Genomic DNA, 17,415 nt, shown 5'->3' on the forward strand with positions numbered 1-17,415 from the left:
ATTATATTCGAATAACCGATTATTCGAGACATCGATTAAAACTGTTATAATGCCAACTTACTCAGCTGATTAGTCAGTTCTACAAATTCTGCTATGCTCAATTGTTCTGGACGTTTGGTCATAATATCTTGCTCGAAGAAGGCCTGTTCAGGCTTCTCGGCACCAAACATCTGCTTGATACTTACACGCAACATCTTACGACGCTGGTTGAACACAGTCTTCACCAATCGCTTGAAAAGTTTCTCGTCGCATCCCAAATCGGTCACTTTGTTGCGCGTCATTCTGATAACGGCACTCTTCACTTTAGGAGGCGGATTGAACACATGCTCATCAACGGTGAACAAATATTCCACATTGTACCACGCTTGTATCAACACCGACAAGATGCCATAGGCTTTACTACCCGGTGCCGAAGCCATACGTAGCGCCACTTCTCGCTGTATCATACCCGTACAACAGGGTATTAAATCCTTGTAATCAAGCATCTTGAAGAATATCTGCGAGGATATATCGTAAGGGTAATTGCCCGTCAACACGAACTGACGGCCACCGAATATATCGTTCAAATCCATGCGTAAGAAGTCTTCACCTATGATATTCTCGTGCAACGAGGGGAACTTCTCGTACAAGAAAGCCACCGACTCGCTGTCTATCTCCACAGCTTTTACTTCGCGAGGCTTCTCTACCAGATACTGCGTAAGGACACCCATACCCGGTCCGATTTCCAATACGGGAATATCCGGACACGCATCTACGGTGTCGGCAATGCGCTTCGCGATATTCAAATCGGTCAAGAAATGCTGTCCCAGATTCTTCTTTGGTTTGACTAGTTTCATCTGTCTATGGATTGATGTGTCTGCAAAAATACAAAAACTATGCGATAATCTGCACTGAATCGATATTTATTAGTCCGTTTACTCTTTACCGGTATGCCGACAACAGACATTTGTCTGGTAACTCCTGCTAACTCCTTTTAACTCCCGATTACTCCAAAGTAGAGCATCCATGCGAAACTTTTATCATTTATTTGCCTTACCTTTGCAGCCAAATATAATCTCAGAACGATGAGCAACAACGTAAAAGGATTCTTGGCAGCAACCATGGCTGCCATCTGTTATGGCACTAATCCACTCGGCGCATTACCTTTGTATGCCGATGGCATCAACTCCTATTCGGTCGTGATGTATCGCTATGGGCTAGCCATAGTCATCTTTGCCGTCATCATGTTGGTACGCCGAGAGAACTTCCGTATTAAACTTGGCCATGCCATCCGACTGGCTTTACTGGGCAGCATTTTCGCTTTGTCGTCTATGACGCTCTTCCTGAGCTTCCATTACATGGCTGCCGGCATCGCTTCCACACTGCTTTTCGTCTACCCTATCATGACAGCTATGCTCATGACCTTACTCTTTCACGAGCGCATAACGTGGGGGGCGTCCCTGGCAATCCTATTGGCGTTAAGCGGTGTAGTGCTACTCTACCATGGTGAGGGAGACAGCAAACTCAGCACAGCCGGTTTCCTGCTCGTCATGTTCTCGTCGTTGCTCTATGCCGTGTACATTGTCTCCGTAAACCGGTGGAGCGTGGATATTCCACCATTGAAATACACCTTTTGGGTTGTCTTCTTCGGATTTATCGCCGTCTACCTATTCAGTTTGCTGGCCGGTGCGCCCATTCAGATGCTTCATACAGCCAAAGACTGGGCTTTCGCATTCCAATTGGCCTTGCTGCCCACGGTACTTTCGCTCTTCTTTATGAATATAGCTATTGCCAAAATTGGTTCCACTCCCTCTGCCATCATGGGCGCCTTAGAACCCGTTACAGCCGTTATTATCGGTGTATGCTTGTTCCATGAAACGATAACCCTGCGCCTCTGCCTCGGCATTTTGCTGATTCTAAGCGGTGTCACCGTCATCGTTAAGCAGAAAGTATAGTCCAACTCATCACTCAAAACTCCTCATTTCTCACTCCCAACTCATTTAGTTGTCTACTCGTTAACTCGTCTATTAGCAAATTGCAATCCCATGGCAGTATTGCTGTTTGGCTTTTGCAGCAATGCTGAAAAGATGTGGCAGTAATGCTGCCTAGCCTTTGCAACAAATTAAGAGTTATCTGTCTAGTACGAAAAGACACATACTAAAAGAGCAAATACAATTCGTTCCTATTATGTATAAGTCTGTTTTAGGCGGTAAATATAAGCCGACTTGGGATGCAACACTCCCTCCCTTACCCCATTATCACCTCTCATCGACGATTTAAGGAAATTAGAATGGTATTTTCTTTGTATTTAGACTGAATTCTCTTAACTTTGTGGCTAATAGCAACTAAGAAAACGCAACCAGCTTGAAAAAGACAATAGGAGATATTTCTAAAGTAGCACTGTCGCTGATATTAGGCGGAGCCATCCTTTATTGGATGTATCGTGGATTCGATTTCCACGCCGTGCAAGACGTGTTGTTCCACCAAATGAACTGGGGATGGATGTTACTCTCCTTCCCTTTCGGTGTCTTGGCTCAGGCTTTCAGAGGTTGGCGTTGGCGCCAAACATTGGAACCGGTGGACGAGCATCCGCGCATGTCGACACTCGTCAATTCCGTATTTTTATCCTACGCCGTAAGCCTTGTGGTGCCTCGCGTAGGCGAATTTGCCCGTTGCGGTGTGCTCCATCGCTACGACGGCACATCATTTCCAAAAGCCTTGGGTACCGTGGTGACCGAACGAGCCATTGACTCTTTACTCGTATTGTTGATTACAGCACTTACCCTTATCTTCCAACTCCGAACGTTCGACACGTTCTTCTTGAAGACCGGCACGAGTCTCGACCACCTCATACACAGCTTTACAAGTACGGGATGGATGGTTACAGGTATCTGCTTGGTGGCTGTCATAGCATTGGGAGGGGTCATACTGAAGAAGCTTAGTATATTTAATAAGGTGAAAGAGACAGTAGACGGCATCAAACAAGGTATCATGTCGCTGCGCAAAGTGCGCAATCTGCCACGCTTCATCTTCTTCACGCTGGCCATTTGGGGGAGCTACTTCCTGCACTACTATCTCACGTTCTTTTGCTTTGAGAGCACGGCCGGGCTTGGCATGTCATGCGCATTGGTGACATTTATCGTAGGAAGCATCGCCGTCATCGTACCCACTCCCAACGGTGCAGGGTCTTGGCATTTTGCCGTAAAGACCATGTTGATACTCTATGGTGTGCAAGCTGTCGACGCACTGAACTTCGTTCTCATCGTGCACTCCATACAAACGTTGCTCGTCGTAGCACTGGGTATATATGCATGGTTGGTACTATCGTTCACCAAGAAACATCATGTTGCAAAATAAGCATTATTCATTTAAAAACATAAAGACTATGAGCGAAATCAGAAATCTAGACCCTAAATGTATCTGGGAAAACTTTTATGCACTGACACAAGTACCTCGTCCATCGGGACATTTGGAAAAAATCCAAGCTTTCTTGCTCGACTTTGCTAAGCGTGTAGGCGTAGAGGCATTCCAAGACGAGGCCGGAAATATCATCATGCGTAAGCCCGCTACCCCCGGAATGGAAGACCGTAAAGGCATCATCTTGCAGGCTCATATGGACATGGTACCCCAAAAAGCACCCGAAAGCAATCATAACTTTGAAACCGATCCCATCGAAACACGCATCGTAGACGGATGGGTATATGCCAATAACACCACACTTGGTTCTGACAACGGTATGGGCGTGGCTACCATCATGGCCGTGATGGAGGCGAAAGACTTACAGCACGGACCGGTAGAAGGACTCATCACTGCCGACGAAGAAACCGGTATGTTCGGAGCGAACGACTTGAAACCGGGCGTACTGAAGGGTGATATCCTGCTGAATCTAGACTCTGAATCATGGGGAAAATTCGTTATCGGTAGTGCCGGTGGTATCGATGTGACAGCAGATATGGGCTATCAGGAAGTGGCTACAGACAAGAACGATGCTGCCGTGAAAGTGACTTTGAGTGGTTTGCGTGGCGGTCACTCCGGTTTGGAGATACACGAAGGTCGCGGTAATGCGAACAAACTTATGGTTCGTTTCGTACGTTCGGCCATCAGCGAGTGCGATGCTCACTTGGCTACATGGCAAGGTGGCAACATGCGTAACGCCATCCCATTCAAGGCCGAAGTAGTATTGACATTGCCAAAGGAGAATGTCGAAGCACTGAAAGAACTTGTAGCCGACTGGTGCGAAGAGTTTAATGAAGAATACAAGGGCATTGAGAAAGACATTATGCTTGTTGCCGAAGATGTAGAAACACCCGAAAAGGAAGTGCCTGTAGAGATTAGCGATAACCTTGTGAATGCCATCTACGCGTGCCACAATGGTGTGATGCGTATGATTCCGGCTATCCCAGAAGTGGTAGAGACATCGTCCAACCTCGCTATTATCAATATCGGTGGCGGCAATGCTTCGTTCAAAATTTTGGCTCGCAGTTCTAACGACGAGATGAAGGAGTGCATAGCTGAGACTTTAGAGAGCTGCTTCAATATGGCCGGCATGAAGGTTACAATGAGTGGAAGCTACAGTGGATGGAATCCAAATCCCGATAGCGAGACACTGAACACATTGCTGGACATCTACAAAGAGCAGAATAAGACAGACGGAATCGTACAAGTAGACCACGCTGGATTGGAGTGTTCTATCATTCTCGGCAAATATCCACATTTGGATGTTGTTAGTCTTGGACCTACGATTCGCAGTCCTCACACCGCTACCGAGCGTTGCGAGATTGCCACCGTGGCTCCTTTCTGGAACCTACTGAAAGAAGCTTTGAAGCAAGTAGGAAAGAAAAAATGAGATTATAAATTACAATAAACCTATTAAATAATAAAGACCGGGAAGAAGCAGAAGCCTCTTCCCGGTCTTTATTATAGCAAAATTGCTACAATCTAGCTATAAAAAATAGAGAGACCTGCACAAACACTAGATGTCTATACAGGCTCTGCTAAACAGTCATAGTGGAAAAACAGGGTAAATAATTTCGCATATATATATAAATCTCTCCACTTGATGTATACAAAAGTAAAGACTTAAATACAATTTTAATTTACTAATTCGTGTCTATTTTTTTATAATTCGGTCAAAACAAAGGAATTCCATCAAGGTATAGAATTATATTTTTGCAAAATCATTACAAACTATGCCAAAAATTCAAAAAAAAAAAATAAGTCCGAAAAATAAAGTAATTTAGAGATAGCTGAGAGACTCCACTTCTCCTCGCAACAAAGTATGTCGACGTTTTGTAAGCTCCATTTGCATGGCACACCCACTCAAGTGAGAAACGGTGAAATACATATGCCCGACAAAAAATGAACTCTACCAATATCCACACCACCACTTCTAATAATTATATTTTTCTAATTCAAAGCATCATCTAAGAACTACAAGATTCGTAACATCCTTTTCGTATATTTCACACAGTTTCGTATTCGTAAAGAAAACGAGACTGCCTAAATCGCTATGGAGAAAAAATCATGGGGTTTCCTTGGAAATGCGGACGTTTTAATGTATCTTTGCAAAGATAAATCAAACTATTAATTCCTATGGACGATTATCACGCGGAAAACTTTAATTCGTTGGCGTGAGGATTTAGCTAGATGCGAATCCCCACACCGGTTATTATTTAATGTGGAGATTGGCAGACATGAGAACCTACTGGAATATTACAGATAACTTGACCGCCATTAAAGAATGGCAACCCAATTGCTGGATACAAGTAACGTGTCCAACAGATGAAGACCAACAATTGTTGGAAGAAGAATTTAACATACCCGACTATTTTCTATCAGATATCAGCGATACCGACGAGCGTGCCCGCTATGAATACGACGACGGGTGGATGCTCATTATCTTGCGTATACCGTATGTGAAGGAGATTCGTTCGCGTACGCCATACACCACTGTGCCCTTAGGTATCATCCATAAGAAAGACGTTACCATCACTGTTTGCTTCTACGAGACCAACATGATGATTGACTTCGTAAGCTATCAGCAGAAACGTAGTGAAGGCTTTACGGACTATGTCGACATGATTTTCAGGCTATTCCTTTCTTCAGCCGTGTGGTATCTGAAACGTCTAAAGCAAATTAATGCACTCATAGAAAAGGCTAAACATAATCTGGACCAAGGAGTGAACAACGAAAGTTTGATAGGTTTGAGCAGATTACAGGATTCACTTACCTATTTCACCACTTCTATTCGAGGAAACGAAAACCTGCTGTCAAAGTTGAAATTCAAGCTACAAGTGGACGAATTAGACGCCGACCTTATCGAAGACGTCAACATTGAGATGACACAGGCACGCGAGACCACGGCCATCTACTCAGATATTTTAGAGTCAACGATGGATACTTATTCCAGCATCATCAACAACAACATGAACACCACGATGCGTACACTGACATCCGTATCTATCATCATGATGTTCCCGACACTCATCGCATCACTCTTCGGAATGAACCTTATCAATGGTATGGAGACCAGTCGATGGGGCTTCTGTATAGCACTTTTTATTTCAATCTTCGTATCAGGGCTCTCTTGGTGGATTCTCCGCTTCAAGCGTTTGCTGTGAGATTGTAGTTAAAAAATATCAATTCTACTAGGAATTTACAATTATTTTATTTAAGTTTGCATGAGATATGTCTTATTAGAAGACATTGTATTAACTGTATCTCATCAACTTAATAGCGACATGATGGACTCTCAAGAAAATGCCCTTGAAGTGGGAAAACAAGAAGAAAAAGTTGCAACGAAGGCCTATACCACCAAACAAGAAGTGATAGAACGGCTGAAAGAAATCGTCGGCAACAACGAAAATCCTACCAAGGACGAACTGGATCACCTGAAAACAACGTTCTATAAACTGCACATTGCTGAGCGCGATGCACAGCAAAAAGCATATTTGGAAGAAGGAGGAGACCCGGAGAAATATCAGGTTTTGCCCGATGAAGCCGAAGAAATATTCAAGGCTGAGATGAGTGTCATCAAAGAACGGAGAGCCGAACTCTTCAAACAACAGGAAGAAGAGAAGCAAGCTAACCTAGAGAAAAAGCTCGCAATCATTGAGAAGATAAAGAATATGGCCACATCACCCGATGAAGCCAATAAGTCATATCAAGAATTCAAAGAGATACAACAACAGTGGAAAGAAATCAAAGCTGTACCAGCTGACAAAGCCAATGAGTTGTGGCGAAACTACCAACTCTATGTAGAGCAGTTCTATGATTTACTGAAACTGAACATCGAAGCACGCGAATACGATTTCAAGAAAAACTTGGAATTGAAGACAAAGTTATGTGAAGCTGCCGAGAAATTGGCTGAAGAAACAGACATTGTAAGCGCCTTTCACCAGCTACAAGAGCTACATCAGGAGTATAGAGAGATTGGTCCGGTGGCTAAAGAACTACGCGAAGAGATTTGGACTCGCTTCAAAGCCGCATCAACCGTCATTAATAAGCGCCATCAACAGCACTTCGAAGAGTTGCGTTCTAAGGAAGAAGAGAACCTAAACAAGAAGACTGCACTCTGCGAAAGAACCGAAGAGATATGCAAACAAGAGAATAAGAACGCTGCCGATTGGGAGACACATACCAAGGAAATCATAGCCATTCAAGCCGAATGGAAGACCATTGGATTTGCTCCACAAAAGATGAATGTGAAGATATTCGAGCGTTTCCGTACTGCTTGTGATACATTCTTCAATGCCAAGGCAGAGTATTTCAAGACGATGAAATCACAATTTGCTGAGAATGCAGAGAAGAAAAAAGCACTCGTAGAAAAAGCAAAAGCATTACAAGACAGCACAGAATGGAAGTCTACCAGCGATAAACTGATTGCTCTACAGAAAGAGTGGAAAACCATAGGAATGGTTTCTAGAAAGCTAGGCGACCAACTATGGGAAGAGTTTCTCGGTGCATGTAACAAGTTCTTTGAAGCTCGTAACGCAGCCAATTCGGGTACTCGAAACGAAGAGCATGCCAATCTTGAAAAGAAACATAGCATCATTGAGCAGCTCAAAACCCTGTGCGAAGAGGCCTCCGACAACATCCAAGAGAAGGTACAAAGCCTTGTTGACGAGTATAATAAGGTTGGTCACGTGCCTTTCAAAGACAAAGATAAAGTCTATAAGGAATACCACGACGTGCTGGATAAACTCTATAAGGAGTTGAATATCACTACTGCCCGCAAACGATTAGACAACTTCCGCAACAACATCAAGAACATAGCAAAGCGCGGAGAAGACGCTTTGGGCAACGAACGTGGCCGACTGATGCATCGCTATGAGGCTCTGAAACAAGAGATTATCACTTATGAGAACAATCTAGGATTCCTCAATAGCACCAGTAAAAAGGGCAATAGTCTCATCGATGAGATGAATCGAAAGGTACAAAAACTGAAAGATGACCTCGAATTGGTGAAGCAAAAAATCAAAGCTATTGATGCTGAAAACAAGGAATAATACTATTCATACAAGCAAAAGCCGAGTCTACAGCAGTACGACTCGGCTTTTTTAGAACCATTATAGAATAACATCTATCAAGTATAAACCTATATCTCATGAAAAAATTATCATTTATTACGTTTTTATTATTGCTAAGCCTGTTGTCTATGCAAGCCGAGCAAAAGTATGTACCTACACCGGAGAACCTCGAAGCAAGAAAGGAATTTGAAGGTTTCCGCTTCGGTATTTTCCTCCATTGGGGGATCTATAGTGAATTCGCACAAGGCGAATGGTACCTCAATAGTCACATCAATAAAGACGAATATGCCAAGGCTGCCTCTTGCTTTTACCCCATTCAGTTCGATGCAAATGCTTGGGTAAAAGCCATCAAGGAGTCTGGTGCCAAGTATATTACATTCACCTCACGCCACCACGACAGCTTCTCTATGTTCCATACAGGCGAGACCAAATACAATATTGTGGATGCAACACCTTTCAAACGAGATGTATTGAAAGAGCTATCTACCGCTTGCCAACAGCAAGGAGTGCGTCTTCACGTCTATTATTCTATCCTCGACTGGATTCGCGAAGACTATCCTATCGGTCGAACCGGACTTTATACCGGTCGCAAACTGACCCCCAACTACGATACTTACTTCACTTTCATGAAGAATCAAATACGCGAAATCCTTACCAATTATGGCAAAGTAGGTGCCATTTGGCTCGATGGTTATTGGGATCATGATAGCGATAGTATTCCTTTTAATTGGCGTATGGAAGAGTTTTATCGCTACATCCATAACATCCAACCGGCTTGCCTCGTAGGCAACAACCACCATATTACCCCGATTGACGGTGAAGATTTCCAAATGTTTGAGCGCGACCTACCCGGTGAAAACAAAGCCGGACTATCGGGACAAGACATCAGTAAGTTGCCATTAGAGACCTGCGAGACCATGAATGGCATGTGGGGTTACAAGGTATCTGACCTCAATTACAAGACCACCGACCAACTCATAGAACTCTTAGCGCGCTCTGCCGGCAAGGGAGCCAACCTTCTTATGAACATAGGCCCGCAACCTAACGGTGAACTTCCGGCTGTCGCGCTCGACCGTCTACAAGGTTTGGGCAAATGGATGAAGCAATATGGCGAAACCATCTATGGCACCAAGGCTAGTGAAGTTGGCGAAGCTAAATGGGGAACAAGCACAGCTAAAGACAATAAGATTTATCTACACGTGTTCGATAAGACGCTGTCAAAACTCACATTCACGATTGATAAAAAGCCTAGAAAGGTCATCGACTTCGTAACACGTCGCCCATTGGCTTGCCAATACAACAAAAAGACCAAGCAAGCTACAGTTACATTCACAGCCGACACAACCCCTGATTACGTCATAGAACTAACAAAATGAACCAAAATTATACTTTAGAAGTCTGCACAGGCAGTCTTCAAAGCGTCATCAATGCCGTCAAAGGCGGTGCCAAGCGAATAGAACTTTGCTCAGCACTCAGCCTTGATGGTCTCACTCCATCGCTGGGACTAGTACAAACCGTACGCACATTATTCCCGCAACTCACCATCCACGCCCTCATTCGTTCGCGCGAAGGCGACTTCATTTACAGCGAAGAAGAGATACAAGTGATGGAACATGACATTACAGCATTGCTCCCTTATGTAGATGCAATCGTCAGTGGAGCACTCACACCTGAGGGAGATATAGATGTAGAAACCACTCGCCGACTCATCGTGGCAGCCCAAGGTAAGCCGTTCACCTATCACCGTGCATTCGATGTATGCAGGAATCCGATGCAAGCACTCGACCAATTAATGACATTAGGATGCGCCCGTGTGCTTACTTCCGGCCAACAATCTACAGCCGAAAAGGGCATTCCACAATTGCGCGAATACATCCATCACACCGCCGGCAGAATGATTATCCTTCCCGGCGGAGGCGTTAATCCCGGCAATGTACATCGCATTATCGACGAAACAGGAGCCATCGAGATACATGGTTCTGCTTCCGGAATTTCGCCAAATGGCCGAAAAGAAACGCAGGCAGAGATTGTTAGGCAACTGATTTAATCCTCTTCCCCATCAAAAGGAAAGGAATCTGACTATAAGAATAGAAAAGAGGGATTATGGAAATTGCAATCATGCAACCATCCATAATCCCTCTTTTTTTGTGCCAACTCGCGACAGGGAAAGCCTTTACAACTTCCCTATCACCTTCAATATTTGCTCACCTATATTAATGGTATATCCCTGTTGAACATATACCACGCGGTTAAAGCTATCGCATATCACGAAGATTGGTAACGAAGATGTTCGTAGTTTCAACTGTTCGCATACTTCTTTCAAAATCTTACCATCTACATCTGTTCCCCAAACAACGGTAGAAGGCAGACGGTCGAACTCCTTAAAGTTGAAACGTTCCATGTGTTCGGCGTCTTGGAACAGCAATACCATCTTTCTTCCCCACTTTTCAAACTGCTCTTTGTAAGCACTGATGTCGCGCAAAGTATGGTTTGTCGGTTCCTGATTCGGAGCTACAATACCTACCATATAATATCCGCGCCCAACGGTAGAAAGCAGACTCTTATCTGTATTCGTAGCCTTATCGTGGTAAATATCCTCCGCATTCAAGCTACCAATCACCTGTATATCATCGCTACTTTCGCGCAGAGCGAAACTTAATTTTGTAGTTTCTCCCTTCTTGACACGGAATACTTCCGTATGAGCCAACACCGCACCACTAGCCATTCTCGAACCGGTGGTCAACATATACTCGCCTTCATCCAAGTCCACACCATTGGCAAAATCACCTTTCCATGTCGCGTCTTCCGGATAAGTGAGCAACTGTGCTTGTCCGTTTTCTATCCGACTCAGCGTGAAGTGGATGTAATATTTGGGATTATCATTAAACTTCGAAGCCTGATAATCAAGCACCAATCGACCTTTCGGGGCCACCACAGCCTCAGTCTTACCACCAAATTCCACATCTACCCAATTGTTTCCGGCATAATATTGCAACTTACCATTTACCTCGTTGATACGAGCCGGCCAGCCTAAACTGCGTGCCACCGACACGAAGAAGATATCACGCCCTAGCTTATCTGTTATCTTATCGCGCCACACACTCATCGGTTGCATGCGCAATCCTTGTGGATTGTGTACCTCATCGATACGGATATTCTTCTCACACCACGCCACCAACTGTGCCACACTCTTCACGCCGGCCATCTTCTCGCGCAAGAAATGCTTGTAAGGCGTAAGCCATTCACTCTCCACACGAGGATTCATCACGTAGCAACAATATATGTCCGACGTATCGGTCTGCTCTACGGCATGGTCACGCAACACATCCAATGGCACGTCGCGCAAATCCTTTTTTGAAATCACCTGCAACAGTTTCTGTGCCATCACCTTGTTCTTTGCACCGGCAAGAAAAGCATCTATCGTAGCATGATTGCCGCGCGACTCGTCTTTCATCGTTGCTTCGTAAGCCTGACGAATAGCGTCTTCCTCAGCCATACGCCGTGTATTCTCTGCCCGCTGAGCCGCTGTCACATCGGGCAACTGTCCACTTGTTGGTGGCGGAACAATATCCAAATCCATCTTTTCGGTCAGTTCCGCGTGTTCCAACACCACTTTGACCTCCGGAGTCTTACCGAACGAAATCTTCTGTACGGCCACCTTACCATCTTTCGACACCCACAAGAGCATGTCACCCTTGCCGGCTGTGAGCGACGCCCTACCCTGCCCATCGGTCTGTTTGGTTGCCACCGTGTAGAATTCGGCATAGTTATACACCTTAAATTCCACTTTCGCATTAGCTACACGATTACCTTTAGCATCCACCACGTCTACTTTTACTTCAGCCGTGGGGGCATAGTGGTCTATCACATTGATTTCCGTGTAGTTCGGAGTACGACTCATAACCTCTTCCGGACCGTCGTAATCGCCGAACACTTTGGTATGCATCAACATACCACGCGAGGCACTCTCGTTGAACCACCCCAAGTTTAATACCGGTTCAGGTTCGCATGCACCTAGGAAATACCACTTACCATCGGCCCACGCTTCTACCCATGCATGGTTGTCATCAGTATGTGCCCAACGCGGCGTATAGACCTGTCGAGCCGGTATCCCCACTGCCCTCAAGGCAGCAACAAGAAACGTGCTCTCCTCGCCACAACGTCCATAAGCTGTACAAACCGATGCCAACGGACTACTCGTGCGCGAATCCGACGGTCTATAAGTCACCTTCTCATGGCACCAGTGATTCACTTCTAGAATGGCATTCTTCATTGATAAACCTTTCACACGGTCTTTTAATTCACCATAAAACACCTTGCGACTATGATCCAAATTTTCATTGTTCACACGCACAGGAATCACAAAGTGCTTGAATTCTCGTTCGGGAACAGTCTTTCCCCACGGCATATCGCGCTGTGCCTGCAGCGACATCTCTACATTTTCGCGATAGAAATCGCGCGTATAGTCGGTTTTATCAGGCAACGACATGTAGCGATATAAAAAGTCCATGTACTTTGCCTCTGCTTGTGTGTCGGCTTGGACTGCAACCAAAGGCTTTGCTTGGCAATCCACAGCTCGCATGCTTCCAGCCGTTGCGGCCGTGGCCATAGCCAATAAGATGAATGTTTTCCTGTCCATATGATAAGATTGTTTTGCGCAAAGATACACAACTTTCCGAGCTTATGCAAACCAAATCATCATAAAAAACAGCCTACTTGCCAACTCGTCTGTTTGTTTACTTATCAACTGCAAAGGCTGGGCAATCTTGCTGCCTCGACCATGCAGCGTCGCTGTTCGGGCTTTGCAGTATTGCTGTTATGTGTTTGCAGCGACCTCACCTCAACCCTCTTCTTGAGAAAGGAAGATTATATAGAGTTATCAAGTAAACGAGATGAATCTTAAACACCATTGTTTCCGATAGGCCGTAAAGGATGAAAGGAGGCTAAAAGGCAAACTCCGACGATAATAACATAGAGCAAAAAAACTCGCAAACCGCCAATATGAATATGCTCAATACTTGCTCCGGGCCACCGAGCAATAACACTTACAACCGCATTCATCACTCCAGCTATCAGCCCGACAGCCCATTCCAACACTTGAGCACAAAGCGGTAGCCAACCGATGAGCAACAACAAACAAGCCATATAGAGCAACAACGTGGCACAAGGAATCACAATGAGATTGGATAACAGGAAATAACACGAGAATCGACCGAAGTAATAAGCCACCAATGGAGCCGTACCCACTTGGGCAGCAACCGACGTACACATCATCGCTCCCACCCAACGCAGCACTGAATTCGCAGGGTTGAGCCAATCGAAGAGTGGCCTATACAGACAGAGGATGGCTGCTACGGAACAGAACGAGAGCTGAAAGCCTACATCCCAAAGGCAAAGTGGATTGGCGGCAAGCATGATGATGGCAGCCAATGCCAGCGTGTTGAGCGAGATGTTGTTACGATGTAACAGCGTCACTAGCGAATAAACGGTCATCATCGTGGCTGCACGTGTCACCGACGGTGGAAGTCCTACTAGCATGGCATACGCCCAAATAGCCACGAGGGCAGCCAGTCTGCCTATCAAAGAACGACCGAACAGCAGTGTCAACACCATGAAAATGATAGACAGATGGAGCCCAGATAGGGCAAGGATGTGTGATGTTCCCGCTACCGAATACTCATGTTTCGTCTGCCTACTGAGCATCGACTTGTCACCAAGGGTCATAGCTACCACTACGGCCAAGACGTCTTGCTGCATGCCAGAAGCCATATATCGGTCGGCTAACAATCGCCTCCATTGCAACAAAAGATTTCTGAAACTTCCCGCTTCATGCCCCGACAGCACATGCAATTGACTCATCTGTACGAAAGCCGTGGCTACATAACCATGCACTCGCATCCATCGCTCGTAATCAAAATGCCCGGTAGAAAGAAAATTTTGCGGCCTCTCCAATCGCGATACGAACTCCACTCGATTACCAACTGCCAACCGCATGCTACGCACATTGTCGCCATAGAGCGACGCTCGTACCTTGAGCGACCGCTTGAGTGAATGCCGTTGTATCGTCTGAACATCCATATCGCACATCACTACACGCCTATGAACGGTCGGATTACCTATAACTACAGCCTCTATGTGGCATTTCTCATCAGGCAAAGTCGGATGAAGCCGATGGTTATGGAAAGTTATGAGCCAAATGCCGACGACCATGGTCACCAACACTATCATGACGGTTTGCCACACACGGTAGCGTATCCACCATGCCAACAACACAAATAACAGTCCCACGCTCGTCCATATACGCAGCGAAAAAGTATCGCCCCAATGGTTGCCAATGAGAATACCGAAAATAAAAACGGCTGCTATGCGAACTAAAGGTATAGATTGTAGGTTGGACAAATGGTTCATGTGGTTGTGTTGTTCAGGCTAGTGTGTATCCCTTTTATTCCTATATCCCTGTGGTGTAAGACCCGACTTGGCTTTGAAGAAATTAGTAAAAGCCGACTGGTCGTTGAAATGTAAGGTTTCTGAAATCTCCCCTATCGTAAGGTCAGAACTACGCAAAAGGTTACAAGCTTCCCTGTAAGTGAGTTGCGATAGATGCTCGCTGACCGTCGCACCTGATATTTCTCGCACCGTACGAGAGAGGTAGGTAGGCGTCATATTCAACTTATCGGCATAGAAAACCACCTGCCGTTCCTGTCTAAAATTCATATTAGCAAGATGCATAAAGATTTTAAAAATATTCTCTTTGTGCTTGAAATCGTGCGTGAAGAGTTTGTCATCGTATGGTAATTCGACGATAAACAACAGACAAACATGTACCAACGAGCGAATTATCTCTACTTTATAGAGATGCGAATACCTAATGGCTGTACGGATTTGATGAAACAATCTGCTTAGATCAGCAACTTTCTGGTCATCTAGATGATATACCGGTGCTTGTGTCAAAAAGGTTTCCGGCATCATCACATCAGAGTCGTTGCTCACCGAACGCATGCCAGCGTAGAACGCACTATCAATCATCAAGCCCTCTAAAACGGTGTCTGAATCGTTGGAAAGGCAGTGTACCAATTGGAAAGGAGCCACAACTAACAGGTCGCCAGCATGCAATTCCACACTGTTATCGCCTATCTCTACCGACAGATTCCCCGACCTCAACAACAATAATAGGTAGAAACTGATTCTTCCTTCAAAGAAAGCCATCGTACAATCGGGCGTGGCAGCCGTAGAAAAAGCGGCTACATCATCGCCATAAACATCGGAAATATGGTATTGTTCGGCTATTTCCGACAAGCCAAAAAGATGCTTCAAAACCATGACAGTCCTATGATGTGTACATCACAAAGTTACAAATTGTTTCGATATTCACAAAAAACAAGCAGAAATTTATAAAGACCGATACTGCATTTCGAGCTAACTTTGTAGAAGATAAACTGCACTCGGCAATTTAAGAATAAATTCTTATTGCACTCGTTTGCACTATCTTTGTGATAGATTATACTTGACAAAAAAAATAAGGATTTAAAAACGAACAATCTATGATAACAACAATGGTACTCATACAGCTTGCTATCGTATTGGCACTGATATTTATCGGTGCACGAGTTGGCAGCATCGGACTCGGTATCTATGGCATGGTGGGTGTATTTATACTCGTCTTCATTTTCGGACTCAAGCCGGGTAAACTACCTATTGACGTGATGCTCATCATCGTTTCGGTCATTACGGCTGCTGCATCATTGCAAGCTGCCGGTGGATTAGACTATCTCGTGGGCGTGGCAGCACGCTTTCTACGCCGTCATCCACAACAGATTACGTACTACGGACCACTCACTACATGGCTCTTCTGCCTTGTTGCCGGCACAGCACACACATCTTATTCGCTGCTACCTATCATCTCTGAAATAGCCAAGAATTCCAAAATTCGTCCTGAACGCCCGTTAAGTGTGGCCGCCATCGCGGCTTCACTAGGTATCACTGGAAGCCCTGTCTCGGCCGCAACAGCAGCCATTATCAGTACCGACTTGCTGGGTGGGCGTGGCATCGAACTCAAAGATATACTCATCATCTGTATTCCTGCATCGCTCATTGCCATTCTTGTATCGGCCTTTGTACAAAACTTTGTGGGTAAAGAGTTGGAAGACGATCCCGAATATCAGCGCCGAGTGCGCGAGGGAATCATCAATCCCGAAGCCGATTTACGCAAGATGGAAGAGATGGAAAGCCATCCGTCGAAATATGCACGACGTTCTGTATGGGCTTTCCTTTTAGGAGTTGTGCTCGTCGTCATATTCGGTTCAGCTCCTTCATTGCGCCCCTCGTTCATGGTAGACGGTGTGAAGACCACACTCGGCATGCCCGAAACTATTGAGATTATCATGATGTCTGTGGCCGCACTCATCCTGCTCTTCGGCAAAGCCAACATTAAAAAAGCTGTAGAAGGTAACGTTTTTGCGGCCGGAATGAATGCCATGGTATCTATATTTGGTATTGCATGGATGGGCGATACTTTCTTCAATGGCAATCTAGAGTTCTTCAAATCTCACATCGCAGAGGTGGTTACGCAGTATCCTTTCCTCTTTGCCATCGCCTTATTCTTCATGTCTATCATGTTATTCTCGCAGGCAGCAACCGTCAGAACGCTTTATCCGCTCGGCATCGGACTCGGTATCAGTCCGCTGGCGTTGGTAGCTATGTTCCCAACGGTAAATGGTTACTTCTTCATTCCCAACTATCCTACTGAGGTAGCAGCCATCAATTTCGATCAAACAGGAACTACCCGCATCGGTAAGTATGTGCTTAATCACTCGTTCCAGTTATCGGGTTTCATCACTACTTTCGTATCCATAGGCGTAGGTTATCTCATTATGCAAATGCTATAATGCTATCTTTTAACTTTATAAAC

12 protein-coding genes are annotated in these 17,415 nt (G+C 45.1%); 8 read left to right on the plus strand and 4 right to left on the minus strand.

The genetic code is table 11. The features are described from left to right. Positions 1-44: 44 nt before the first annotated feature. A complete protein-coding gene (rsmA, locus tag AC1EK4_RS09085) occupies positions 45-836 on the minus strand; it encodes a 16S rRNA (adenine(1518)-N(6)/adenine(1519)-N(6))-dimethyltransferase RsmA (RefSeq protein ID WP_036899038.1) in 792 nt (263 codons plus the stop codon). A gap of 228 nt (positions 837-1,064) precedes the next feature. Here rsmA and AC1EK4_RS09090 point away from each other — a divergent pair, with 228 nt between their 5' ends. The 7 genes from AC1EK4_RS09090 to AC1EK4_RS09120 all read left to right on the plus strand — a co-directional run bounded on the left by AC1EK4_RS09090 (position 1,065) and on the right by AC1EK4_RS09120 (position 10,554). Then, the gene (locus AC1EK4_RS09090) at positions 1,065-1,934 is read left to right on the plus strand and encodes a DMT family transporter (RefSeq protein WP_036899041.1); all 870 of its coding nucleotides are present in this window, start codon (positions 1,065-1,067) and stop codon (positions 1,932-1,934) included. 409 nt (positions 1,935-2,343) lie between these two features. After that, positions 2,344-3,336, plus strand: coding sequence for a lysylphosphatidylglycerol synthase transmembrane domain-containing protein (locus AC1EK4_RS09095; RefSeq protein WP_480357982.1), 993 nt, complete (start codon positions 2,344-2,346; stop codon positions 3,334-3,336). Between the two features lie 28 nt (positions 3,337-3,364). Then, the gene (locus tag AC1EK4_RS09100; RefSeq protein WP_062433187.1) at positions 3,365-4,825 is read left to right on the plus strand and encodes an aminoacyl-histidine dipeptidase; all 1,461 of its coding nucleotides are present in this window, start codon (positions 3,365-3,367) and stop codon (positions 4,823-4,825) included. An 847-nt stretch (positions 4,826-5,672) separates the two neighbouring features. Then, on the plus strand, positions 5,673-6,599 hold the full coding sequence (locus AC1EK4_RS09105) for a magnesium transporter CorA family protein (RefSeq protein WP_036899101.1): 927 nt from the start codon (positions 5,673-5,675) through the stop codon (positions 6,597-6,599). A gap of 120 nt (positions 6,600-6,719) precedes the next feature. Continuing rightward, complete coding sequence (locus AC1EK4_RS09110; protein ID WP_062433193.1) at positions 6,720-8,486, plus strand: DUF349 domain-containing protein; 1,767 nt, start codon at positions 6,720-6,722, stop codon at positions 8,484-8,486. An 83-nt stretch (positions 8,487-8,569) separates the two neighbouring features. Then, positions 8,570-9,883, plus strand: a complete 1,314-nt coding sequence (locus tag AC1EK4_RS09115) for an alpha-L-fucosidase (RefSeq protein WP_480358014.1) — start codon at positions 8,570-8,572, stop codon at positions 9,881-9,883. Continuing rightward, a complete protein-coding gene (locus AC1EK4_RS09120; protein WP_480357984.1) occupies positions 9,880-10,554 on the plus strand; it encodes a copper homeostasis protein CutC in 675 nt (224 codons plus the stop codon). Before AC1EK4_RS09115 ends, AC1EK4_RS09120 begins: the two co-directional genes overlap by 4 nt. Before the next feature lie 126 nt (positions 10,555-10,680). Here AC1EK4_RS09120 and AC1EK4_RS09125 read toward each other — a convergent pair whose 3' ends face one another. From AC1EK4_RS09125 to AC1EK4_RS09135, 3 genes are all read right to left on the minus strand, one after another. Further along, positions 10,681-13,146, minus strand: a complete 2,466-nt coding sequence (locus AC1EK4_RS09125) for a transglutaminase-like domain-containing protein (RefSeq protein WP_480357986.1) — start codon at positions 13,144-13,146, stop codon at positions 10,681-10,683. Between the two features lie 260 nt (positions 13,147-13,406). Then, a complete protein-coding gene (locus AC1EK4_RS09130) occupies positions 13,407-14,915 on the minus strand; it encodes a ComEC/Rec2 family competence protein (protein ID WP_052052930.1) in 1,509 nt (502 codons plus the stop codon). 18 nt (positions 14,916-14,933) lie between these two features. Beyond that, complete coding sequence (locus tag AC1EK4_RS09135; protein WP_480357989.1) at positions 14,934-15,827, minus strand: AraC family transcriptional regulator; 894 nt, start codon at positions 15,825-15,827, stop codon at positions 14,934-14,936. 221 nt (positions 15,828-16,048) lie between these two features. On the opposite strand from AC1EK4_RS09135, the gene AC1EK4_RS09140 reads away from it, so the two are divergent. Further along, the gene (locus AC1EK4_RS09140; protein ID WP_480357992.1) at positions 16,049-17,392 is read left to right on the plus strand and encodes an anaerobic C4-dicarboxylate transporter family protein; all 1,344 of its coding nucleotides are present in this window, start codon (positions 16,049-16,051) and stop codon (positions 17,390-17,392) included. Positions 17,393-17,415 lie beyond the last annotated feature (23 nt).

Source organism: Prevotella sp. C0026C3 (assembly GCF_056590795.1).

Coding starts and splice junctions, on each gene's coding strand:
- rsmA (WP_036899038.1), bottom strand. CDS start 836: ATGAAACTAGTCAAACCAAAGAAGAATCTGGGACAGCATTTCTTGACC.
- AC1EK4_RS09090 (WP_036899041.1), top strand. CDS start 1,065: ATGAGCAACAACGTAAAAGGATTCTTGGCAGCAACCATGGCTGCCATC.
- AC1EK4_RS09100 (WP_062433187.1), top strand. CDS start 3,365: ATGAGCGAAATCAGAAATCTAGACCCTAAATGTATCTGGGAAAACTTT.
- AC1EK4_RS09105 (WP_036899101.1), top strand. CDS start 5,673: ATGAGAACCTACTGGAATATTACAGATAACTTGACCGCCATTAAAGAA.
- AC1EK4_RS09110 (WP_062433193.1), top strand. CDS start 6,720: ATGATGGACTCTCAAGAAAATGCCCTTGAAGTGGGAAAACAAGAAGAA.
- AC1EK4_RS09120 (WP_480357984.1), top strand. CDS start 9,880: ATGAACCAAAATTATACTTTAGAAGTCTGCACAGGCAGTCTTCAAAGC.
- AC1EK4_RS09125 (WP_480357986.1), bottom strand. CDS start 13,146: ATGGACAGGAAAACATTCATCTTATTGGCTATGGCCACGGCCGCAACG.
- AC1EK4_RS09130 (WP_052052930.1), bottom strand. CDS start 14,915: ATGAACCATTTGTCCAACCTACAATCTATACCTTTAGTTCGCATAGCA.
- AC1EK4_RS09135 (WP_480357989.1), bottom strand. CDS start 15,827: ATGGTTTTGAAGCATCTTTTTGGCTTGTCGGAAATAGCCGAACAATAC.
- AC1EK4_RS09140 (WP_480357992.1), top strand. CDS start 16,049: ATGATAACAACAATGGTACTCATACAGCTTGCTATCGTATTGGCACTG.